Source organism: Epibacterium sp. MM17-32 (assembly GCF_022348205.1).
Taxonomy (GTDB): domain Bacteria; phylum Pseudomonadota; class Alphaproteobacteria; order Rhodobacterales; family Rhodobacteraceae; genus Epibacterium.
On sequence record NZ_JAKRFC010000008.1, the window covers coordinates 211,059 to 228,398 of the forward strand.

Below are 17,340 nucleotides of genomic sequence, written 5' to 3' on the forward strand. Positions count from 1 at the left end.
GCAAATGGGTGACATCGCCGAAGCCATGCTCTGGGGCGAAATGAACGGCCGGGACATGGAATGTCCCGAGGACTGGCTGAACTACTACGAAGACAGCGCCCCGCCGAGCCCGGACCTGATCGCGGATGAGGGCCGGCTGCTCCTGGCCTGGATCCGGGAACACACTGTGGAGGGGGAAGAAGGCCTCGAGACCTGGGAGGTGCTCGAGGAGCTCTTCCCGGGCATGGACAACGGCCAATCCCAAGCCGTCGCGACGGGTCTCGAGATCCTCGCATCGTTTCACAAGGAGGACATTTGATGGAGGTCAGGCTGAACGGCGCCGTCGTGCCGAAGAATGAAGCCCCGATGATGTTTCATGAACAGATCGCCTTTGGCTCCGTCGGCGAGGAGGAGTTCGTCGTCCGCCGCGGGGTGAACAGTCTGCATATGCAGATCGAGATGGGGGACCAGGTGGTCACCTTCAACATCGCGGACATGATTGAGCCGGTCGTCCGTCAGCTGGGGGGCGAGGAATGATCGAGTTCTTCGCCATTCGTCACAAACCCTCCGGGGGCTTTCTCCCGGCCCCGAAAGGGCGAGGGGGCAGAGGCGGTTCCCACGTCGAACCGGTCCCACCCTCCGAGGTTAACCCTCCTAGGCTCTTTCATTCGAAACACGCAGCGTCTGTGGCTCTCACTCACTGGCTCAAAGGTGCCGTCACAGTGGACTACGTCGAATACGACTTTGGGGAGGTCGACGAGCTTTGGAACCTGGATCCGAAACCCCACCGAAAGCGGGAGGACATGGAAGTCGTCCCCGTGAAGATGGAGCTACCACAATGACCTACCCAATCCGCAACAACATCGGGAGCTTCCCCACCTGGCTCTGGCGTGATGAGGCCGAGATCATCAATGCGCTGATCACTGCCTGCCTGAAACGCGGCTTCATGATCTCCGTCTTCGACGGCGAGGAATGGGCTGTGAAGAAGTCGACCAAGCGCGCCGAGATCCAGAAGGAAGTGGCCGCGACCGACGAGACCACCTTCCGGGTCCGGGATGCCGAAGGCGAGTATGTCGGCTTCTTCTGGCTGATCCACGGCAACCGGGCGCATGTGGTTTCCGACCACACCGCCAACGAGATCTGCGAAGCGATCTGGGAAGAGATCGAACCGGTCATCGATCACTGGGAGGCGCAGGCGTGAGGGTTTGCGAACTGATCGACGAGCTGGAAAAGCTCGACCCCGACACCGTCGTCCTCGTCTCGAACCGGGACTACGCCGACACCTACCGGGCGCCGATGCTCAACCGGACGATCTGGACGGAGGAGCAAAGCCCGGAAGTCTGGAAGGACGTCTCGTTTGATGAGCGCGACCGCGACCAGTTGGGGGTGGTGCTGTGAGCTTGCTCGTCCGCTACCACCCCCGGCACATCCGGTCCCGGCCGATTGGCGGGACCGGGTTCTGGGACGAGTACGTCCCGACTGAAAAGCAGCCCCAGGCTGAATATGAGCAACAGTTCGGCCACCCGGCCGACATCGACAAGGTTTGGGCTGCTCGCGAAGCCGCCTACGAAGCAAAGGCAATCACACCATGAACCAGCAAACCGTCATCACCTCGTCCTTCGCCGACTTCTCCATTGCGGTCGAGAACCACTTCAACGAGATGTCCCAGCACGAGCTCTACGTCGTGGACAGCGACCGGGACACCATCGTCGAGACCTATCTGTCCGCGTTCCCGGAGGGCACCAACCCGATCTTCCGCACCAACACCGAGCATGACTGCTCCTGCTGCAAGCAGTTCATCCGCGGGCTGGGCAACGTCGTCGCGATCATCGACGGCAATCTGGTCTCGGTCTGGGACATCCCCGGCATCGGCTATCCCTACAACATCGTCGCCGCCAAGATGGCCGAGTATATCAAGAGCCTGCCGATCCGCTCCGTCTTCCGGACCCAGGAACGCAGCTACGGCGCTGCCGTGACCCACGAGCTCATCGACGGCCACAGCCACGCCTGGAACCACTTCGTGGGCCGGGTTGCTGATCGCCACTATGACCGGGACGCCGATGCGACCCGTGGCCGGGTCAACTCCGTTCACGGTGTCCTGCGCCGCGGCCTGGAAACCCTGACAGCCGATGCGCTGACCACGGTCCTGGAGCTGATCGACAGCAACGCGATCTACCGCGGTGCCGAGTTCCGTAAGGACGTGGCGGGCTTCCTGAACCTGCAGGCCAAGTATCTCGCCGCGGCGGACAAGACCCTGTTCGTCTGGGAGCACGTCAAGGACCGCAACGCGCGGTTCCGCAACACTGTGGTCGGCACTCTGGTCCAGGATCTGTCCGATGGCGTCGATCTGGAGCGGGCCGTGAAGTCCTTCGAGACCAAGGTTGCGCCGCAGAACTACAAGCGCCCGACCGCGCTGATCACGCCACGCATGGTCGAAGCCGCTATGGGGACCATCCGTGAGCTGGACCTGGAAAGTGCCCTCCAGCGCCGTCACGCGAAATTTTCGGACGTGAGCGTGAACAACGTGCTGTTCGTCGACAATGCGGTGCGCGGCCAGATGCAGGACAGCGACTTGACGGCACTGCTGATGGAAGAAGCGGTGAGCGCGGCCCCGAACCTGGACAACGCCCCATGCCTGTCGATCAACGACTTCATCACCCATGTCCTGCCGGGCGCGACCTCGATGGAGCTGTTGGTCGAGAACTCGATGCTGAACAACTTCGCCAGCCTGACGGCGCCGGTCTTCGACGGCAATCGCCTGTTCAAATGGGGCAACAGCTTCGCCTGGTCCTATGATGGCAACGTGGCCGACAGCGTCAAGCAGCGCGTGAAAGCGGCCGGGGGCCGGGTGGACGCCCGCTTCCGGGTGTCGCTGGGCTGGTACAACCATGACGACCTCGACATCCACGTCTACGAGCCGGATGGGAACCTCATCTACTATGGCAACAAGAGTGGCAAGCTGGATGTGGACATGAACGCCGGAGGCCGCATGTCCCGCGAGCCGGTCGAGAACGTCTGCTGGGATCGTCTGAAGGACGGCGACTACAAAGTCGTCATCCACAACTTCACCCGCCGCGAGAGCATCGATGTCGGCTTTGAGCTGGACGTCGAGTTCGACGGGGTGCCGCACAAGTTCTTCTACCCGAAGCCGGTTAGGGGGGAAGTCAAGGCCCTGGCCTTCAAGGTCAAGGGCGGCAAGGTCGTGCAGATGGGCATGGGCGACAACGCCATGGAGGCCGGGTCCATCAGCCAGGAGAAATGGGGCATCCGCACCGAGACCCTGGTCAAAGTCAACACCATGGTCCTCAGCCCCAACCACTGGGATGAACAGTTCGCCACCGGCAACAAGCACTGGTTCTTCATCCTGGACGGGTGCCACAACCCCGAGCCGGTCCGTGGCATCTACAACGAGTTCCTGCGCCCCGATCTGGAACAGCACCGCAAGGTGTTCGAAGTCCTGGGCGACAAGACGAAATGTCAGCCGACCCCGGACCAGCTGAGTGGTCTGGGCTTCTCTTCCACCCGCGAAGGCGGCGCCAAGGTCATCGTCGACCGCCGTCCGTACAACATCCAGTTCTAAGAGGACACACCATGAACATTTTCGAGAAAGCCTCCCGTCAGAAACTGCGCTTCCCCTCGGTCCGGGGGGAGCTGACCGCTGAGCAGCTCTGGGATCTGCCCCTGACCAGCGCGGCCAACAACAAGGCCGACCTGGACACCATCGCCCGGAACGTGAACGGCGAGCTGAAGTCCCTGTCTGAGGACAGTTTCGTCCAGACCAAGCCCGACCCCCGCAAGCCGACCCTCGAACTGCAGCTCGACATCCTGAAGCATATCATTGCTTCCAAACTCAAAGATGCCGAGGAGGCGAAGACCGCGGCACAGAAGGTGGCCAAGCGCCGCAAGATCTTGGAGGCCCTGGCCGACCGCGAGGAGCAGGAACTGGCGGGCAAGTCCAAGGAAGAACTCCTGGCCGAGCTGGAGGCCTTGGGTTGATGTGTCCCTCGCTGCAGCAAACTGAAACCCTGGTCCGTGAGAAATTCGCGGGCCAGACCGACCGCCGGGGTGACCCGCTGTTCAACCACATCACCCGGGTGGTGGGCTATCTGGAGGGCGAGGACGAACACACGCTCCACGCAGCCTGGCTCCACGACATCGTCGAGGACACGGACGTGACAGTCCCAGACCTGATCGAGATGGGTTACTCAGAGGAGGTGGTCGATGCCGTCACCCTGCTGACCCACAACAAGAAGGCTGAGCCTTACGCCGACTATATCGACCGGATCTGCCAGTCGGGCAACCTCCGCGCGATCAAGGTGAAGCTGGCCGATCAGCAGGACAATCTGGATCCGCGCCGCTGGCTGGGCCTGAACCGTTTCGTCCAGAATGCCCTGCGCAAGCGCTACGCCGGGGTGAAGGACAAACTCATGGAGGCCGCGATCAATGCCACCGTTTGAACTGAAAAAGGCCCTGCTGAAACAGCACGGGTTCATTGTCGGGGAGCGTGACCCGAACGCCAAGACCCCGTTCCCCGGGAAGTGGATGGTCTACTATCCCGACGACTATTTGATCGTCGGCGAAGACCTGGTGAAGCTGGTAGACGAGGCCTTTGGACATTTCGACCTCACCGGCGCCGAACTGAAGGACTGGCAGGAAGAGGACGGCGGTCCCTCGGCCTTCTACGGCATCGACACCGAGGCGGACCGGATCGACATCGTGTTCACCAGTGGGGAGTCGATCTGGATCGAGCGCCAGGACGGCCGGATCCGCGTCCACTGCTTCCACGCCAAGAACGACGCCCCTGTGAATGTCGAGATCTACGGCGACCGGATCGAGGTCGACCGCCACGACCACGACGTTGAGGCTTAGGCCTCAGCGTCCCATCCGAATGAGGATCACATGCCCAAATTTCAAGTCATTCTGACCCGCGACGTGACCGAAAGTGTCTGCATTGAGATCGAGGCTGCAGACCACGACGCCGCGACAGTCAAAGCCATAGAGAACGTGCCCGACACTGGGTGGGAACTCGACGAAAACCTCCCAGACGACGCCTATGTCACGGGTGTCGATGAAATCGACCCCCCAGGGGGACTATCGGAGGCGACATGAAGAAATACCTCCGGACGATCCACAAACTGGCTGATGAGTTCGACCGAGACGTCTGCAAACTCAAACGGCGAAGCCACCTGGCCCTCAAGTGTCGCGAAGGGCTTCGTCCCACCGTCTTCACGTCAGCAACACCCAGCGATTTTCGGGTGGTCAAGAACCTCCGATCTCAATTGAGGAACACGAATGAAGCTCGAGACCCTGGCTAAACGTCTAGCCGAGAAGACCAACACCCCCATCTTGGAGCAGGTGGTGCTTGGCGAAGCCCCCATCACAGAGCTGCCGACCGAATGTATGACCTGGACCGGCGCTAAGCTCGGGGCCGCTCCCCGTAAGGGGCCGCGAGTGAGCCGCGAAGCCCGAGATGGCCTGACGATCGCACAAGTTCAGGATCAACCTTACGGCATCATCCGCTGGCAGAAGAAGACCATATCGGTCCGTCGGCTGCTGTTCCAACTCATCAATAAGCCCGACTACGAGTTTCGCATGCGTTGCGATTGCAATGTGCCTCTGTGTGTCAACCCGCTGCACTACACGGTCGAGGACATTACGCCGGAGGATGTTGATCAGGACGGGCACACCTTGGAGGACATCACCTTCGACGGTGATGAGGGCTGGGAGCTCGGGGAGGTCGAGGAGCTGGTCGAGATCCTACTGACCGAGAACGAACCTTCCTCTTGGGAGGAAGTCGTCGATCATCCCCTAATGGAAGACGTGCCTCCAGAGCTCCTCCGCGAGGTGCTTGTCAAACTGAACAAGGAGCATTTGACATGATCAGTTCTCTCGAGGTGCCCCTGGGTATCTTTCACGACGTCACCGCAGTGGCCGTCAACAACGACTGCATCTCAATCCTGGATACCCGGGGAGAGGAGCAGCTGATCCCGATCAAGCCCTGCTTCAATCCGAAACCGCAGCCGGTCGAGGTCCGCGGCGAGTTCGGGGATTTCGCCAACACCCGCGGCGGGGCTCTGCTCCGCGGGATCGAACCCCGTGACGTGACCGCGGTCGAGATCGAGCCGGAGCTGACCGACGGCGACCTCGATTTCCATGTCCGCCGCCTCCGGTTGCGCAGCGCTTCGGGCCTGACGCTCAGCTGGGAGCTGTTCTGTGAGGGGCCCGGCGAATGAGCATCCAACTGAAAACCGACGAGATGTTGGAGGTGCTCTTCTACACAGGTCACCCCCAAGCGGCACTGTTCCAACGACAGCTAGAACAGCTGGCGGACACGATGGCCGATGAGGTGGCTGAGGTGCTGCAGATCAACCGCAACGGTCCCGCCAGCTTCGAAGGACTGGCCTTTGCCGGTACGTGCGCCCCGTTTGAACCCAGGAGCCGGGATCAACCTTGTCCCGGGTTCCTCCTCGATTTCGACATTGAGGTCGAAGAGTGGAGTGACATGCAAGATGATACGACATGAAACCCAAATCGATCTCGACACTGAACTCGGCTACCTCGAAGGGGTGCCGGCGGTCTTTGATGTCGAGGTCGAAGAATACCCGGCCGAGCCCTACTCGTGGGGTGAGGACCGCGGCACCGAGCGGACGGTAAGCGCCCGCTTCAAGGCCATCCAGCTTAACGGTTTGACGCTACGCGAGAACGAGGCACTCGCGTGGCTGGGCCGTGATCAGATCGAACGCCTCGAAACCTTCATTGAGGAGACATTTGAAGATGAATGAACTGATTGGCCGCACCATCGTCGGCACCCGTAACCTGACCCAAGACGAGAGGGACGTAATGGACTGGCGCCATGCTGAAGTCCTGATCTTGGATGACGGTACCGAGCTCGTCCCGGTCAAGGACGCGGAGGGAAACGACGCCGGCGTCTTCTGGCACTGTGAGCTGGGCGAGCTGCTCGAGTAACCTCAAACCCTATCCGCTGGAGGATACGATGAAACTGATCACCAAGGAGCTCAAGCGCCAGCTCCTCAAAAACGGCGCGGCAGCTGCCGACGGCATCGATACCTCGGACTGCCAACCGGTCCTGAAAATCTTCTGCCCTTGGGGAGCTGCAACCTGGCTCTTCTCCGAGATGGACCCTGAGAACCCCGATATTCTGTTCGGTCTCTGCGACCTGGGTCACGGTACCCCCGAGCTGGGGGGCGTGAGCCTGTCCGAGCTGGAGAGCGTCTCTGGCCCGGCCGGCCTGAAGCTGGAGCGCGACAGGTGGTTCAGCCCCGACAAGACGCTGAGCGAATACGCCGATGAGGCCCGGGCTAAGGGGAGGCTCGTGGTATGACTGAGCTTGTTTGGACTGAAGAGGCCGAAGTGGCCTTCGAGGAGGGGCGGAAGGATGTCCGCGAGGCGGGGGTCTGGGTCGTCCACTACTGGCCCGAGGGGGAAGAAGCGCAGACTGAGGTCTTCAGCAGCGAGCTGGGGGCGACGACCTGCGCGCTGGGTTTCGCGATGGAGGTATGGAGTCGCTTCTGGACCGAAGATGGCGACTGGCCGATCCAACCGGAACGCTGGCACCAGATTTTTGATGAAGTCCTCAACCGTGCAGGCAACTGCTCGGATGTGCTCACGGTTGAACACAAGGAAATCCAGGAATGAAGATCTGGACCATCACCTACAACGACGACGAGGGGGTCCGTGTGGCGGTCCACTCCTCGAAAGCCAAAGTGGAGGATGCGGCCTCCCAATGGTTGGATCACTACCGGGAACGCTACCCCGACATCGATTTTAACCGCGATTGGCTTTCTGTCGTGAGCGACATCAAGGAAAGCGACCCCAGCTGGTTTGATGAGATCTTTGTCGAACAGCACGAGGTACAGCCACCGGCGCCGTCCGATCTCCAGAAAATCATGATCGAAGCCGTCCCGGCAAACGATGATCTCGAGGTCGACGACAACGCCCGGGTGGCCTGGGGCGGCGACCCCGGCGCGTTTGTCCAGACCTGGACCTGGGTGCCCTTCCGTGACGTCGAACAGGACATGGCCATCATCGAAGAAAGCGGCACTGTCTGGTATTTCGACGTCTTCGAGGAGTTCATGGAGGCTTGGGCCGGCGCACCAACCACCGCGCGCTGGGAGCGCGGCACCCCGGAGCTGCTCGAGAAGAGCGAGGGTGCCAACGATGCTTGGGAGTTTTTGACCCGCGAGGAGCGTCGCAATGGGAATGTTTGACGAGGTCCACACCCACTGCCCGAACTGCGGCGAGGTGGTCGAGTTCCAGACCAAGGCGGGCAGCTGCACCCTGTCCGTCTACAATGCGGAGCGCGGGGTGCCCCCAGAGATCGCCGTCGACCTGGACGGCTACCCCCAGCGGTGCCTCAACTGTGACACGACCGTGACCTTGAGACCCCTGGTCCCGATCCGGGAAATCCCGATGGAGGCCGTCGTCTACGACCCCGACGACGATTGATTTCGCGAAGTCGAAGTTGTCTGCAAGTAACCACTGTGGTTTTACTTCAGCATGACTTGCGACAACATCACCCAACTTGAAGAAACGATTGAAGCCTTCCGCGATGTGGCCCCTGAGGCCACGGAGGGCTTCCTTCTGGCAATCCTGCTCCGTCTGCCAAACCGCGAGGACTGGCGACAAGACCTGAGGGAGGAGCTGGAAGCCGTGCCACGGCACTAACCCTCATCACCACTCATCCGCGAGGATCTTATGGACATCTATGAAAACGCTCGGCGCGAAGCCGAGGCACGCTTCGCTGCGGGCTGGCGCCCCCGGTCTCTTCTGGGTAAAGACAACGTCAAGCTGATGAAGGCCAGCAAGAAGAAGTGGCAGGGCTTGGGCCTTTCGCTAGCCCCCGCCAACATCTCCGGATGGGAAACCTGTGCCTCGCGTTCGCCGGAATGCACCAAGCACTGCATCTTTTCCTCTGGCCGTGGGGCGCCCAATTTTCAGCGTAAGGATGGATCCCACCCTGTGTGGATGGGCCGCATCTTCCGCACCATCTGGTATTTCCGCGCGCGGGACGAGTTCATCGCCCAGCTGCGCCACGAAATTTCTCGCAACCAGGACGCTGCTATCCGCCTGAATGTCTTCTCGGACATCCAGTGGGAACGTCAATTTCGCGAAATCATCACTGACTTTCCGGACACTCAGTTCTACGACTACACGAAACACTTCAAACGCATGTTTCGTGACCGTCCGGACAATTATCACCTGACATTCTCCCTCCACGAAAACAATCACGAGCAGGCAAGGGAAGTGCTTCGAGCAGGGATGAACGTAGCCGCTATCACCGACAAAATCGGCGGCACCCTGTTCGGTTACCCTGTGATCGACGGTGACGATCACGACCTTCGGTTCTTGGACCCGACCCCCTGTGTGGTCGGTCTGCGGCCGAAGGGCTCACTGAAAACGGACCCGGAAAAGGAGATGGTCTATGTCACAGAGAATTTGGAAGTGGAGCCCGTCGCAGCATGAGGTTGCTGTGATTTTCGGCAGCGATGCTGTCGACGCCTACGAGGAGGGAGAAACATCGGTCGAGGCGCTTAAACGCCTCGGCCTCGTGAAGTTCTACGAGTTCGACAGTATCCCGGAGCTCAATGCCTTCATCATGGGGATCGAAGAAGCGCAAACCGGGATGGAAGGTCTCCCCGTGGATGATCTCACTCAATGAGGAAGTAATGGAAACCAAGCAGGAGAAATTTAAGCGTCTTTCTTCCCAGAGACTTGAGAAGGCTCTCTTCGGTATGAAGCAGCTGACCCATCTCACGTCGCATCATTATGAATTTTCCGATGACCAAGTCCGCGAGCTCATTTCTCAGCTCCGCGCCGGGGTGGTTGAAGTCGCAAAAGCGTTCGGCCTCAGCGAAGACGAAGAACGAAAACCCGAGCCGGCTCCCATTCCCGAGCCGGCCAATGTTCCCGACGCGCCGCGCTCCATGGCCGAGGGCGAGCTGGAACTGAACCAGGCGGAGACACTGCATCTGATCCGTGTAGGCCCCCAGATAGGCGCTGCGCTCGATGCGATTGACGACAAGAAACCAGAGGTGGCGAAAGACCTCCTCCTGAACCTGATGAGAAGCTGAATGAGTTGGAAGTCTGAGACCCGTCGCGCCGTAGAACGCGTCTTGCTGAGGCACGGTGCGATGGACATCCCCACGGCATTGAACCAGATCGAGCAGGCGACGAGCCAGCCAGTGGTGGTTGATGTGTCCAAGGGGATCGAGATGATGCAGAACGAAACCCTGGTCACGAAGCTGAACAAGCTCCTGGCCCCGGCGATTGTGGAGAGCAACCCCATCTCCGCGCTGCACAGTATCATCGACGCAACGGTGCTCGATGAGCACAAGAAGAGGGTACTCACCCACAACCTGGATGTTTTCCACACCAAGTTGAAGGAGGCACAACATGCTCACTGAGCAGGACATGATGCGGGTTCAAACCCACACCTTGACCCTGGTCTGCGTGGCGGACACCGAGAGTTACCCGACCCCCCTGGTTTACACCATGGAGGTACCGGTAAATGCCTCCCCTGAAGAACTCACCGAAATGGCCATCCAAGAGCGTTTGGAGGAGACTGGTGGGGTGGGGGAGCAAGAAATCCGGGAGAGCCTCCAGGTCTGCCTTGCGTGGGAAGGCGACCCAGGCAGCCCGGTTTTCGACCACCGGATCTAGCTCTTTCCGAGCTTGTTCTCCTTCGCGATCTTACTCCGTTGCTCGGAGTATGCTTTGGTGACAAAGGGGTAGTCCTCCGGCAGGCCCCACCTCTCGCGATACTCCTCCGGCGTCATATCGAAGTGTGTCTTCAGATGCCGGGCCAGGAGCGTCACCCGCTTTCCGTCCTCCAAACAGATGATGAAATCATCACCGTAGCTCTCCTCGACCGGAACCGCAGGGGTCGGCCCCGGCGCCGGAGCCTGTCCGCTGTCCAGCTTGAGCAGCCGGGCGGCAACCTGTTCGACGAGCTCTGGAAGTTTGTCTGCAGGGAGGTCATTTCGACTCACGTAAGCTGCGACAATGTCGCCGGCTTTGAGCAGCAGATCGGTGTTCATGTTTGTCAATCCTCTAGTTGGCTGAAGCTGAACCTAAAGTTTAGATTTCGCGAAATCAAGTCAAAAGTGATCGACGACTTGATCGTTAGAAGTTATGTTTCGCGAAATGATGACACAACGATCTGTATCCACTGACGAAATTCTTGTCGAGTTCACCGGAGATTTACCGGAGGCCGTTCGCCAATTGGGCGAGTTGGTGCGCGGGTTTTCGCGTAGTTATCCTCCTGACGACGACCTCTGGTGGTGCTCCGTTGAAGCGTTTGAGGAGTACCAGACGCTCGTTGAGCGCCTGAACCAACAAGCCCCCGATGGTTACTATTTCGGGGGACATCATCTCCAACCCCAGTGTTTGGGGTTCTGGCCAACCTACTGAGAGAAGGGAAAGATTGTGCAGTATCAAAAAGTTGACAGCTCCAACATCGCCGCCTTGGCACATGAAGGCGACGTCTTGGGGGTGAAATTCAACAACGGGACTGAATACCACTATCAGGGCGTGTCAAGCTCTACTTTTGAGAAAGTGATGGGGGCTGCGTCAGTTGGTCGCACATTCAACGAGTTGATCAAGTCGAAGCCGAACGATTATCCATTCGACCGGGTCGCCTGATATGGCGTCCCGACATTTATCCGATGGAGGATATGAGGGATGATGACATCAAAAGAGGTGGGAGCACGTCTGCGCGTGTCGCCACGTACCGTCCACCGGTGGGCGCTTCAGGGGGTCTTCCCCTATCACCGATTTGGCCGCAGTTTGCGGTTCGACCCCCAAGACATCGAAGAATACATTGTCCGACAGAAGAGGACCGTATGCCAACCGTCAGAACTACGTCCAATGGGCGCATCTACACCCGTCCAGAAAGTTCAATCTTATGGGTCCAATACAAGGGCGCCGACGGACGTAAGGTACGAAAGTCTGCTGGGACTGACGACGTAGACCAGGCGGAGGCGTTCCTGAACCAGGAGGTGGGTCGGCTTACTGAGCTCACCTTTCGCCAGGTTGTGGTGGACTTCTTCGCTGTGAAGGAGCGGACGCTTAAGCCAGCAACCATTCTCGGTTATAAGCAGAACCTCCGTATGGTCGACAAGTTCTTCGGCAGGAAGTACCTGTCTGAGATCAATCGCGAGGCGCTGAAGAGCTACGTCGCGGTCCGCCGCCAAGAGGTGAGCGACACGACCATACGGCGGGAGCTCGCGTTCCTATCGACCGTAATGTCTCACGCGGTCGATAATCTGCCCAATGGGCCCGAGCACAATCCAGTCCTGCTGTTCTCAAAGAAGTCCATGAAGGAGAAAGTCCGCACCCGCTGGCTGACCCCAGACGAGTATCGGCGGCTGCTGAGTGCCTGCTGGGATCCGATACATCGCGATGTCATCACTGTGGCCTGTCACACCGGCATGCGTCATGGGGAGCTGCTTGCGTTGCGCAAGCACATGATCGATCTGGACAACCGCAGGGTGAATTTGCGGGACACTCAGACGAAGAATAGCAAGCCACGGGTTGTGCCCCTGACGGGGCCGGCCCTAGACACAGTGTCCCGGCTGTGTCTGGAGAGCCCAGACGACCTTGTTTTCTGGCACAGGAACACCCGGAAGGCGGATTTGGGACAACCCGTTCCTTTCACATCCTTCCGGGGTTTCTTCGACAAGGCTCGGGTGCGCGCGAACCTGAATGATGTGCGTTTCCATGACCTTCGCCACACCTTCGCCTCCTGGTGGGTGCAACGGGGTGGAGGGCTGTATGAGCTCAAGGAAGTCCTTGGACACAGCACCTTGGATATGGTTCAGCGCTACGCCCACTTGGACACAGCATCAGCGCAGCGTGTTGCACAGAGCGTTTTCGGTGGACACAGTTTGGACACAAAGGAGGATTTGCCTGGACACAGTGAGGATTAAGGCACTGGAAATAAAGGCGGAAAAGTGAAAGCAACTGGGTGGTGCAAGAAATTACAAATAGAAGGGCCTCTGCCGCGCGGGGCGCGCCGAACCCTCGATTGAATCCTCAACTCCATCCGGTGCGGTCATTTACTCAGAAGCGCTCGCGCCTGCAAGTGCTTATTTCGCCGACTTCGGATGCAGGGGCGGATACGCGACAGTTGTTGCGGAGGCAAGACCTTTTTGCGCATTTGCAGCCTCGGAGACCGGATATGAGCCTTGCGTTCGACAGCTGTGCCAAACGGGCGTGATGTGGGCAGGGCGCGTAAATCGGATTTGGTCAGCCGTTGTCCGGCGGCACTGGTTTGACTCGCCTGACCCACCAAGCAACTCCGCGTGGGTCAGGCATCTTCGGGGCGTGGTGCCTATCGTGCGCCGTCTGTCAGGGCTTTCCGAAGCGCATGGTACGACGCCTTGGGGGTGCGTTTCAGGGTGTCGAAATCCACATGCACCATGCCAAATCGTTTTTCATACCCGAGCGCCCATTCGTAGTTGTCGAGCAGGGACCACAGGAAATACCCCTGCACCGGAACGCCGGCGGCGATGGCGCGCTGGACGCGCTCCAGGTGGGCGTCGACATAGGCGATGCGCTCCGGGTCCGAGACCGTTCCGTCGGACACCAAATCCGCGTTGGCCATGCCGTTCTCCGTCACGATCAGGGGCAGGTCGCCGGTATATTCTGCGGCTGTGCGGGTCAGGAACTGATAGAGGCCGTCGGGGTAGATTTCCCAACCCATCTGGGTCTTGGGCAAGGGGCCGTCCAGCTCCGCGTAATGGGGCCAGGCGCCGGCCTCGGGACCGATGACCTTGCGGGTGTAGTAATTGAGGCCACACCAGTCCACCGGCTGCGAGATGGTCGCGAAATCATCCTGCCAGCCTGCGGGCAGATGTGGTTCCAGCCCTTTCAGCGCCGCCTCGGGGTAGGCCCCCTTGAAGACGCCGCCGAGGAAGAAGCGGTTGTAGATCGCGTCATAGGTCTCCGCCGCCGCCAGTGCCGCGGGGCTCTGGTCGACTGGCTCGGCCCATTCGAAGTTGAACACCGCGCCGAGATTGCCCATGCCGAGCCCGCGCATCAGCTCGATGGCGCGGCCATGCGCCAGCAGGACGTGATGCATGGCGCGGGCGGTGGCGCGAATGTCGCGCAGGCCCGGCGCATGGTGGCCAAGGAAATGCGACAGCCAGCCGACGCACCAGGGTTCGTTGATCGGGGCCACCGAGTACATCCGGTCGCCGATGCGGGACATGATGACCTCGGTGAAGTCTGCAAACCAGTTTCCGATGTCGCGATTGCGCCAGCCGCCCCGGTCGGCCAGCGGTTGCGGCAGTTCCCAGTGGTAGAGCGTCGCGCAGGGCTTGAGGCCCCGCTCCAGCATCGCGTCGGTCAGCCGGTCATAGAAATCAAGGCCTTCGGGGTTGGGGGTGCCGGTGCCCTCGGGCAGGACCCGTGCCCAGCTGGTGGAAAAGCGATAGCAGTCCAGCCCGGCCGCGGCGGCAAGGTCCAGATCCTCGGCATAGCGGTGATAGTGATCGCAGGCGGTATCGCCGTTTTCATTGCGGACCACATTGCCGGGGGTGGCAGCGAAGCTGTCCCAATGGGTGGGGCCGGCGCCGCCGAAGCCGTGCCCTTCGATCTGGTAAGAGGAGGTCGCGCTGCCAAACAGGAACCCGGCGGGGAAATCCTGACGTGTGAAACTGAAGTCTGTCATATGTCTACATCCTGTTGGGCGCCGGTCCGGTGGAGCGACCGACGGTCAGCTCTGCTTCGAGCAATTCGGTGAGGGGCGGGGCCCCGGGGGTCTCGATCTGGGTGATGAGGAGGGTGGCCAGGCGTCGCCCGGCATCCCGCACCGAGGAGCGGGTGGCGGTAAAGACCGGCACATCGGCGCCATTGCGCAAATAGGACAGATCATCGTCATGGGTGATGACGGAGATATCGCGGCCCATCACCATGCCCGCCTCCTCGATGGCGCGGCGCACGCCAAAGGCGGCAATGATTGAGGACACCAGATAGGCGGTGGGCGGCTGGTCGAGCTGCTGCGTCCGCCGCACGGTGTCATAGCCATAAACCTCGGTCATTTCACCGGCAAACAGCAGGTCGGGGTCGATCCCGATGTCCCGCGCCCGCAACGCGGCTTCGTAGCCCCGGCGCCGGCGAAAGGCGAAATCCATGCTTTCCTGGCCGTTGACCAGGCAGATGCGGCGGTGGCCGAGGTCGAGCAGGAAATCGGTGGCGCGGCGGAACGCGCTGGTGTTGTTCACATCGAGCCAGCTGTAGGGGGCGGTGATGTCGGTGGCGCGCCCATGCACGGCAAAGGGCAGGCCGATGTCCTGCAACATGGTGATCCGCGCGTCCCGCATTTTCGGGGCGTGCAGCACGATGCCGTCGACATTCCGCTTGGCCACCATCTCGTGATAGGCGCGCGACTGATCCTCATCCGCCACCAGCGACAGCACCATGTCATAGCCGGCCTTGCTGTAGCGCTCTCCGGCGCCGGCGATGAAGTCGCCAAAGATCGGGTTCATCATCTCGTGCTGGGTCGACATCGGGATCACATGACCGATCGCCATGGCGCGTCCGGTCGCCAGCGCCTTGGCGCGGGTGTTGGGGCGATAATTGTGCTGTTGTGCGGCGGCCATGACCCGTTTGCGGGTGGCTTCGCTGACCTCGGGATAGCCGTTCAGCGCGCGGCTCACGGTTGTCTGGGACAGGCCCAGATGCGCTGACAGCTGTTTGAGGTTCATGCTCACGGTTCTCCAAAGCGCTTTAAAGTTGGGCTGCAATCGGTTTCAGGCACCCCTGTCTGCCTGTGATTATGACAAAGGGGAAGAGCTGATTTCAAGCATATATGTTTGGACGCTAACATCGAGTCATTGACAGGCGTCTCCGAATCTAGAAGTTTAATGGCAGTCAAAGCGCTTTGGTTGTTTGGTTCGGGTGCTCAAAATACTAGCCTCATAAAAACAACCAACACGGGATGATGGCGCAAGAAAACATCGGGAGGAGATACGATGAAACGGAGTTTGATGACGGCCGCGGGCGTGATGGCACTGGTGGCCGGTACCGCTGGCGCGCAGGAGCTGATTTTTCCGGTCGGAGAAGGCGACTTCAACTGGGACAGCTACGCCGAACTGGAAAAGATCGACCTCGGCGGCGAGCAGGTGACGGTTTTTGGTCCCTGGCTTGGTCCGGACCAGGAACTGGTCGAAAACGTGCTGGCCTATTTCGCAGCGGCAACGGGAGCCGACGTCCGCTATGCAGGCTCCGACAGCTTTGAACAGCAGATCGTCGTCGATGCCGAAGCCGGATCCGCGCCCAATGTGGCGGTCTTCCCGCAGCCTGGCCTTGTGTCCGACATGGCCGCGCGCGGGTTCATCGCACCGCTGGGCGACGATACCGCAAACTGGGTCAAGGACAATTACGCCGCGGGTCAGTCCTGGGTGGATCTGGGAACATTCTCGGGGCCGCAGGGCGATGACGGCCTGTTTGGCCTGTTCTACAAGGTCGATGTGAAATCCCTTGTCTGGTTCAACCCGGAAAACTTCGAGGATTTCGGCTATGAGATCCCGACCTCGATGGAAGAGCTGAAGACCCTCACCGATCAGATGGTCGAGGATGGCAACACCCCGTGGTGCATCGGGCTGGGCTCCGGCGGTGCAACTGGCTGGCCGGCCACCGACTGGGTCGAGGATATGATGCTGCGGACGCAGGACCCGGCGGTCTATGACCAGTGGGTCAGCAACGAGATCCCATTCGACGATCCGCGCGTCGTCGAGGCGATCGAGGAGTTCGGCTATTTCGCCCGCAATGACGACTATGTCTCCGGCGGGGCAGGGGCGGTGGCCTCCACCGACTTCCGCGACAGCCCCAAGGGCCTGTTCGCCAGCCCGCCGCAGTGCATGATGCACCGTCAGGCATCCTTCATTCCGGCCTTCTTCCCCGAAGGCACCGAAATGGGTCTGGATGCGGACTTTTTCTACTTCCCCGCCTATGAGGGCAAGGAGCTGGGCAACCCGGTTCTGGGGGCCGGCACCATCTGGTCGATCACCAATGACAGCGATGGCGCACGGGCGCTGGTGGAATTCCTGAAATCCCCGATCGCGCATGAGGTCTGGATGGCACAGCAGGGCTTCCTGACACCGCACAAGGGCGTCAATACCGAGCTTTACGCCACCGACACGTTGAAGAAGATGGGCGAGATCCTTCTGTCCGCCGACACCTTCCGCTTTGATGCGTCGGATCTGATGCCGGGCGGCGTCGGTGCCGGCAGCTTCTGGACCGGTATGGTGGACTATGCGGGTGGCAAGCCTGCGGCGGAAGTGGCCACCGACATCCAATCCTCCTGGGACGCGCTGAAGTAACCGCACGTCCTGTCGC

32 protein-coding genes and 1 pseudogene are annotated in these 17,340 nt (G+C 60.3%); 30 read left to right on the plus strand and 3 right to left on the minus strand.

Translation table 11 applies throughout. The annotated features are described in order from the left end of the window. The first annotated feature begins 4 nt into the window (after positions 1-4). The 26 genes from MHM88_RS14605 (at position 5) to MHM88_RS14730 (ending at position 10,659) form a co-directional block, all read left to right on the plus strand. The gene (locus MHM88_RS14605; protein ID WP_239366670.1) at positions 5-298 is read left to right on the plus strand and encodes a hypothetical protein; all 294 of its coding nucleotides are present in this window, start codon (positions 5-7) and stop codon (positions 296-298) included. Then, the gene (locus tag MHM88_RS14610) at positions 298-516 is read left to right on the plus strand and encodes a hypothetical protein (protein ID WP_239366672.1); all 219 of its coding nucleotides are present in this window, start codon (positions 298-300) and stop codon (positions 514-516) included. Before MHM88_RS14605 ends, MHM88_RS14610 begins: the two co-directional genes overlap by 1 nt. Beyond that, on the plus strand, positions 513-821 hold the full coding sequence (locus MHM88_RS14615) for a hypothetical protein (protein ID WP_239366674.1): 309 nt from the start codon (positions 513-515) through the stop codon (positions 819-821). Before MHM88_RS14610 ends, MHM88_RS14615 begins: the two co-directional genes overlap by 4 nt. Continuing rightward, a complete protein-coding gene (locus MHM88_RS14620; protein ID WP_239366676.1) occupies positions 818-1,180 on the plus strand; it encodes a hypothetical protein in 363 nt (120 codons plus the stop codon). The genes MHM88_RS14615 and MHM88_RS14620 overlap by 4 nt, the downstream gene beginning before the upstream one ends. Beyond that, positions 1,177-1,377 carry a hypothetical protein gene (locus MHM88_RS14625; RefSeq protein WP_239366678.1) on the plus strand — a complete coding sequence of 67 codons (201 nt, stop codon included), beginning with the start codon at positions 1,177-1,179 and terminating at the stop codon, positions 1,375-1,377. Before MHM88_RS14620 ends, MHM88_RS14625 begins: the two co-directional genes overlap by 4 nt. Next, on the plus strand, positions 1,374-1,571 hold the full coding sequence (locus tag MHM88_RS14630) for a hypothetical protein (protein ID WP_239366681.1): 198 nt from the start codon (positions 1,374-1,376) through the stop codon (positions 1,569-1,571). Before MHM88_RS14625 ends, MHM88_RS14630 begins: the two co-directional genes overlap by 4 nt. Beyond that, positions 1,568-3,559 carry a hypothetical protein gene (locus MHM88_RS14635; protein ID WP_239366683.1) on the plus strand — a complete coding sequence of 664 codons (1,992 nt, stop codon included), beginning with the start codon at positions 1,568-1,570 and terminating at the stop codon, positions 3,557-3,559. Before MHM88_RS14630 ends, MHM88_RS14635 begins: the two co-directional genes overlap by 4 nt. A gap of 11 nt (positions 3,560-3,570) precedes the next feature. After that, the gene (locus MHM88_RS14640; protein WP_239366685.1) at positions 3,571-3,975 is read left to right on the plus strand and encodes a hypothetical protein; all 405 of its coding nucleotides are present in this window, start codon (positions 3,571-3,573) and stop codon (positions 3,973-3,975) included. Then, the gene (locus tag MHM88_RS14645) at positions 3,975-4,436 is read left to right on the plus strand and encodes a phosphohydrolase (protein WP_239366698.1); all 462 of its coding nucleotides are present in this window, start codon (positions 3,975-3,977) and stop codon (positions 4,434-4,436) included. Before MHM88_RS14640 ends, MHM88_RS14645 begins: the two co-directional genes overlap by 1 nt. After that, complete coding sequence (locus tag MHM88_RS14650; RefSeq protein WP_239366701.1) at positions 4,423-4,848, plus strand: hypothetical protein; 426 nt, start codon at positions 4,423-4,425, stop codon at positions 4,846-4,848. Before MHM88_RS14645 ends, MHM88_RS14650 begins: the two co-directional genes overlap by 14 nt. 30 nt (positions 4,849-4,878) lie before the next feature. After that, positions 4,879-5,088: a hypothetical protein gene (locus MHM88_RS14655; RefSeq protein WP_239366703.1), complete on the plus strand. Its 210-nt coding sequence runs from the start codon at positions 4,879-4,881 to the stop codon at positions 5,086-5,088. A gap of 183 nt (positions 5,089-5,271) precedes the next feature. Then, on the plus strand, positions 5,272-5,859 hold the full coding sequence (locus MHM88_RS14660) for a hypothetical protein (protein WP_239366712.1): 588 nt from the start codon (positions 5,272-5,274) through the stop codon (positions 5,857-5,859). Further along, the gene (locus tag MHM88_RS14665) at positions 5,856-6,212 is read left to right on the plus strand and encodes a hypothetical protein (protein WP_239366715.1); all 357 of its coding nucleotides are present in this window, start codon (positions 5,856-5,858) and stop codon (positions 6,210-6,212) included. Before MHM88_RS14660 ends, MHM88_RS14665 begins: the two co-directional genes overlap by 4 nt. Beyond that, positions 6,209-6,502 carry a hypothetical protein gene (locus MHM88_RS14670; protein WP_239366718.1) on the plus strand — a complete coding sequence of 98 codons (294 nt, stop codon included), beginning with the start codon at positions 6,209-6,211 and terminating at the stop codon, positions 6,500-6,502. Before MHM88_RS14665 ends, MHM88_RS14670 begins: the two co-directional genes overlap by 4 nt. Next, positions 6,489-6,761 carry a hypothetical protein gene (locus MHM88_RS14675; RefSeq protein ID WP_239366721.1) on the plus strand — a complete coding sequence of 91 codons (273 nt, stop codon included), beginning with the start codon at positions 6,489-6,491 and terminating at the stop codon, positions 6,759-6,761. The genes MHM88_RS14670 and MHM88_RS14675 overlap by 14 nt, the downstream gene beginning before the upstream one ends. Next, positions 6,754-6,945, plus strand: coding sequence for a hypothetical protein (locus MHM88_RS14680; RefSeq protein WP_239366723.1), 192 nt, complete (start codon positions 6,754-6,756; stop codon positions 6,943-6,945). Before MHM88_RS14675 ends, MHM88_RS14680 begins: the two co-directional genes overlap by 8 nt. 28 nt (positions 6,946-6,973) lie before the next feature. Then, entirely contained in the window at positions 6,974-7,321 is a 348-nt protein-coding gene (locus MHM88_RS14685) for a DUF2958 domain-containing protein (protein WP_239366726.1), read from the plus strand. Next, the gene (locus MHM88_RS14690) at positions 7,318-7,635 is read left to right on the plus strand and encodes a hypothetical protein (RefSeq protein WP_239366729.1); all 318 of its coding nucleotides are present in this window, start codon (positions 7,318-7,320) and stop codon (positions 7,633-7,635) included. Before MHM88_RS14685 ends, MHM88_RS14690 begins: the two co-directional genes overlap by 4 nt. Further along, positions 7,632-8,207 (plus strand): hypothetical protein, encoded by a 576-nt coding sequence (locus tag MHM88_RS14695; RefSeq protein ID WP_239366731.1) that lies wholly within the window; start codon positions 7,632-7,634, stop codon positions 8,205-8,207. Before MHM88_RS14690 ends, MHM88_RS14695 begins: the two co-directional genes overlap by 4 nt. Then, the gene (locus MHM88_RS14700) at positions 8,194-8,445 is read left to right on the plus strand and encodes a hypothetical protein (protein WP_239366733.1); all 252 of its coding nucleotides are present in this window, start codon (positions 8,194-8,196) and stop codon (positions 8,443-8,445) included. Before MHM88_RS14695 ends, MHM88_RS14700 begins: the two co-directional genes overlap by 14 nt. Positions 8,446-8,496: 51 nt before the next feature. Then, positions 8,497-8,664, plus strand: a complete 168-nt coding sequence (locus tag MHM88_RS14705) for a hypothetical protein (RefSeq protein ID WP_239366735.1) — start codon at positions 8,497-8,499, stop codon at positions 8,662-8,664. A gap of 30 nt (positions 8,665-8,694) precedes the next feature. Further along, positions 8,695-9,462 (plus strand): hypothetical protein, encoded by a 768-nt coding sequence (locus MHM88_RS14710; RefSeq protein WP_239366737.1) that lies wholly within the window; start codon positions 8,695-8,697, stop codon positions 9,460-9,462. Beyond that, positions 9,422-9,658 (plus strand): hypothetical protein, encoded by a 237-nt coding sequence (locus MHM88_RS14715; protein WP_239366739.1) that lies wholly within the window; start codon positions 9,422-9,424, stop codon positions 9,656-9,658. The genes MHM88_RS14710 and MHM88_RS14715 overlap by 41 nt, the downstream gene beginning before the upstream one ends. Before the next feature lie 7 nt (positions 9,659-9,665). After that, positions 9,666-10,070, plus strand: coding sequence for a hypothetical protein (locus MHM88_RS14720; RefSeq protein WP_239366741.1), 405 nt, complete (start codon positions 9,666-9,668; stop codon positions 10,068-10,070). Next, on the plus strand, positions 10,071-10,403 hold the full coding sequence (locus tag MHM88_RS14725; protein ID WP_239366743.1) for a hypothetical protein: 333 nt from the start codon (positions 10,071-10,073) through the stop codon (positions 10,401-10,403). After that, on the plus strand, positions 10,393-10,659 hold the full coding sequence (locus MHM88_RS14730) for a hypothetical protein (protein ID WP_239366745.1): 267 nt from the start codon (positions 10,393-10,395) through the stop codon (positions 10,657-10,659). The genes MHM88_RS14725 and MHM88_RS14730 overlap by 11 nt, the downstream gene beginning before the upstream one ends. Here the strand turns inward: MHM88_RS14730 and MHM88_RS14735 are convergent. Beyond that, the gene (locus tag MHM88_RS14735; protein ID WP_239366748.1) at positions 10,656-11,036 is read right to left on the minus strand and encodes a MucR family transcriptional regulator; all 381 of its coding nucleotides are present in this window, start codon (positions 11,034-11,036) and stop codon (positions 10,656-10,658) included. The genes MHM88_RS14730 and MHM88_RS14735 overlap by 4 nt on opposite strands. A 388-nt stretch (positions 11,037-11,424) precedes the next feature. On the opposite strand from MHM88_RS14735, the gene MHM88_RS14740 reads away from it, so the two are divergent. The 3 genes and pseudogenes from MHM88_RS14740 (at position 11,425) to MHM88_RS14745 (ending at position 12,926) form a co-directional block, all read left to right on the plus strand. Further along, positions 11,425-11,640 carry a KTSC domain-containing protein gene (locus tag MHM88_RS14740; protein ID WP_239366751.1) on the plus strand — a complete coding sequence of 72 codons (216 nt, stop codon included), beginning with the start codon at positions 11,425-11,427 and terminating at the stop codon, positions 11,638-11,640. Positions 11,641-11,682: 42 nt separating this feature from the next. Continuing rightward, a pseudogene (locus MHM88_RS23210) lies at positions 11,683-11,808 on the plus strand (helix-turn-helix domain-containing protein); the annotation flags it as partial. A 32-nt stretch (positions 11,809-11,840) separates the two neighbouring features. Beyond that, complete coding sequence (locus tag MHM88_RS14745) at positions 11,841-12,926, plus strand: site-specific integrase (protein ID WP_239366765.1); 1,086 nt, start codon at positions 11,841-11,843, stop codon at positions 12,924-12,926. Between the two features lie 404 nt (positions 12,927-13,330). On the opposite strand, the gene MHM88_RS14750 is transcribed toward MHM88_RS14745, so the two are convergent. Both MHM88_RS14750 and MHM88_RS14755 read right to left on the minus strand, forming a co-directional pair. Then, entirely contained in the window at positions 13,331-14,671 is a 1,341-nt protein-coding gene (locus MHM88_RS14750) for a GH1 family beta-glucosidase (protein ID WP_239366770.1), read from the minus strand. Positions 14,672-14,675: 4 nt separating this feature from the next. After that, positions 14,676-15,707 carry a substrate-binding domain-containing protein gene (locus MHM88_RS14755; RefSeq protein ID WP_239366789.1) on the minus strand — a complete coding sequence of 344 codons (1,032 nt, stop codon included), beginning with the start codon at positions 15,705-15,707 and terminating at the stop codon, positions 14,676-14,678. A gap of 267 nt (positions 15,708-15,974) precedes the next feature. Between MHM88_RS14755 and MHM88_RS14760 the strand changes: the two genes are divergently transcribed. Continuing rightward, positions 15,975-17,324 carry an ABC transporter substrate-binding protein gene (locus tag MHM88_RS14760; RefSeq protein WP_239323198.1) on the plus strand — a complete coding sequence of 450 codons (1,350 nt, stop codon included), beginning with the start codon at positions 15,975-15,977 and terminating at the stop codon, positions 17,322-17,324. The last annotated feature ends 16 nt before the right edge of the window (positions 17,325-17,340 follow it).

What these genes read in the sequence shown, in the direction of transcription:
- MHM88_RS14605 (WP_239366670.1), top strand. Translation starts at nt 5, where the DNA reads ATGGGTGACATCGCCGAAGCCATGCTCTGGGGCGAAATGAACGGCCGG.
- MHM88_RS14610 (WP_239366672.1), top strand. Translation starts at nt 298, where the DNA reads ATGGAGGTCAGGCTGAACGGCGCCGTCGTGCCGAAGAATGAAGCCCCG.
- MHM88_RS14615 (WP_239366674.1), top strand. Translation starts at nt 513, where the DNA reads ATGATCGAGTTCTTCGCCATTCGTCACAAACCCTCCGGGGGCTTTCTC.
- MHM88_RS14620 (WP_239366676.1), top strand. Translation starts at nt 818, where the DNA reads ATGACCTACCCAATCCGCAACAACATCGGGAGCTTCCCCACCTGGCTC.
- MHM88_RS14635 (WP_239366683.1), top strand. Translation starts at nt 1,568, where the DNA reads ATGAACCAGCAAACCGTCATCACCTCGTCCTTCGCCGACTTCTCCATT.
- MHM88_RS14640 (WP_239366685.1), top strand. Translation starts at nt 3,571, where the DNA reads ATGAACATTTTCGAGAAAGCCTCCCGTCAGAAACTGCGCTTCCCCTCG.
- MHM88_RS14645 (WP_239366698.1), top strand. Translation starts at nt 3,975, where the DNA reads ATGTGTCCCTCGCTGCAGCAAACTGAAACCCTGGTCCGTGAGAAATTC.
- MHM88_RS14650 (WP_239366701.1), top strand. Translation starts at nt 4,423, where the DNA reads ATGCCACCGTTTGAACTGAAAAAGGCCCTGCTGAAACAGCACGGGTTC.
- MHM88_RS14655 (WP_239366703.1), top strand. Translation starts at nt 4,879, where the DNA reads ATGCCCAAATTTCAAGTCATTCTGACCCGCGACGTGACCGAAAGTGTC.
- MHM88_RS14660 (WP_239366712.1), top strand. Translation starts at nt 5,272, where the DNA reads ATGAAGCTCGAGACCCTGGCTAAACGTCTAGCCGAGAAGACCAACACC.
- MHM88_RS14665 (WP_239366715.1), top strand. Translation starts at nt 5,856, where the DNA reads ATGATCAGTTCTCTCGAGGTGCCCCTGGGTATCTTTCACGACGTCACC.
- MHM88_RS14670 (WP_239366718.1), top strand. Translation starts at nt 6,209, where the DNA reads ATGAGCATCCAACTGAAAACCGACGAGATGTTGGAGGTGCTCTTCTAC.
- MHM88_RS14675 (WP_239366721.1), top strand. Translation starts at nt 6,489, where the DNA reads ATGATACGACATGAAACCCAAATCGATCTCGACACTGAACTCGGCTAC.
- MHM88_RS14680 (WP_239366723.1), top strand. Translation starts at nt 6,754, where the DNA reads ATGAATGAACTGATTGGCCGCACCATCGTCGGCACCCGTAACCTGACC.
- MHM88_RS14685 (WP_239366726.1), top strand. Translation starts at nt 6,974, where the DNA reads ATGAAACTGATCACCAAGGAGCTCAAGCGCCAGCTCCTCAAAAACGGC.
- MHM88_RS14690 (WP_239366729.1), top strand. Translation starts at nt 7,318, where the DNA reads ATGACTGAGCTTGTTTGGACTGAAGAGGCCGAAGTGGCCTTCGAGGAG.
- MHM88_RS14695 (WP_239366731.1), top strand. Translation starts at nt 7,632, where the DNA reads ATGAAGATCTGGACCATCACCTACAACGACGACGAGGGGGTCCGTGTG.
- MHM88_RS14700 (WP_239366733.1), top strand. Translation starts at nt 8,194, where the DNA reads ATGGGAATGTTTGACGAGGTCCACACCCACTGCCCGAACTGCGGCGAG.
- MHM88_RS14705 (WP_239366735.1), top strand. Translation starts at nt 8,497, where the DNA reads ATGACTTGCGACAACATCACCCAACTTGAAGAAACGATTGAAGCCTTC.
- MHM88_RS14710 (WP_239366737.1), top strand. Translation starts at nt 8,695, where the DNA reads ATGGACATCTATGAAAACGCTCGGCGCGAAGCCGAGGCACGCTTCGCT.
- MHM88_RS14715 (WP_239366739.1), top strand. Translation starts at nt 9,422, where the DNA reads ATGTCACAGAGAATTTGGAAGTGGAGCCCGTCGCAGCATGAGGTTGCT.
- MHM88_RS14720 (WP_239366741.1), top strand. Translation starts at nt 9,666, where the DNA reads ATGGAAACCAAGCAGGAGAAATTTAAGCGTCTTTCTTCCCAGAGACTT.
- MHM88_RS14725 (WP_239366743.1), top strand. Translation starts at nt 10,071, where the DNA reads ATGAGTTGGAAGTCTGAGACCCGTCGCGCCGTAGAACGCGTCTTGCTG.
- MHM88_RS14730 (WP_239366745.1), top strand. Translation starts at nt 10,393, where the DNA reads ATGCTCACTGAGCAGGACATGATGCGGGTTCAAACCCACACCTTGACC.
- MHM88_RS14735 (WP_239366748.1), bottom strand. Translation starts at nt 11,036, where the DNA reads ATGAACACCGATCTGCTGCTCAAAGCCGGCGACATTGTCGCAGCTTAC.
- MHM88_RS14745 (WP_239366765.1), top strand. Translation starts at nt 11,841, where the DNA reads ATGCCAACCGTCAGAACTACGTCCAATGGGCGCATCTACACCCGTCCA.
- MHM88_RS14750 (WP_239366770.1), bottom strand. Translation starts at nt 14,671, where the DNA reads ATGACAGACTTCAGTTTCACACGTCAGGATTTCCCCGCCGGGTTCCTG.
- MHM88_RS14755 (WP_239366789.1), bottom strand. Translation starts at nt 15,707, where the DNA reads ATGAACCTCAAACAGCTGTCAGCGCATCTGGGCCTGTCCCAGACAACC.
- MHM88_RS14760 (WP_239323198.1), top strand. Translation starts at nt 15,975, where the DNA reads ATGAAACGGAGTTTGATGACGGCCGCGGGCGTGATGGCACTGGTGGCC.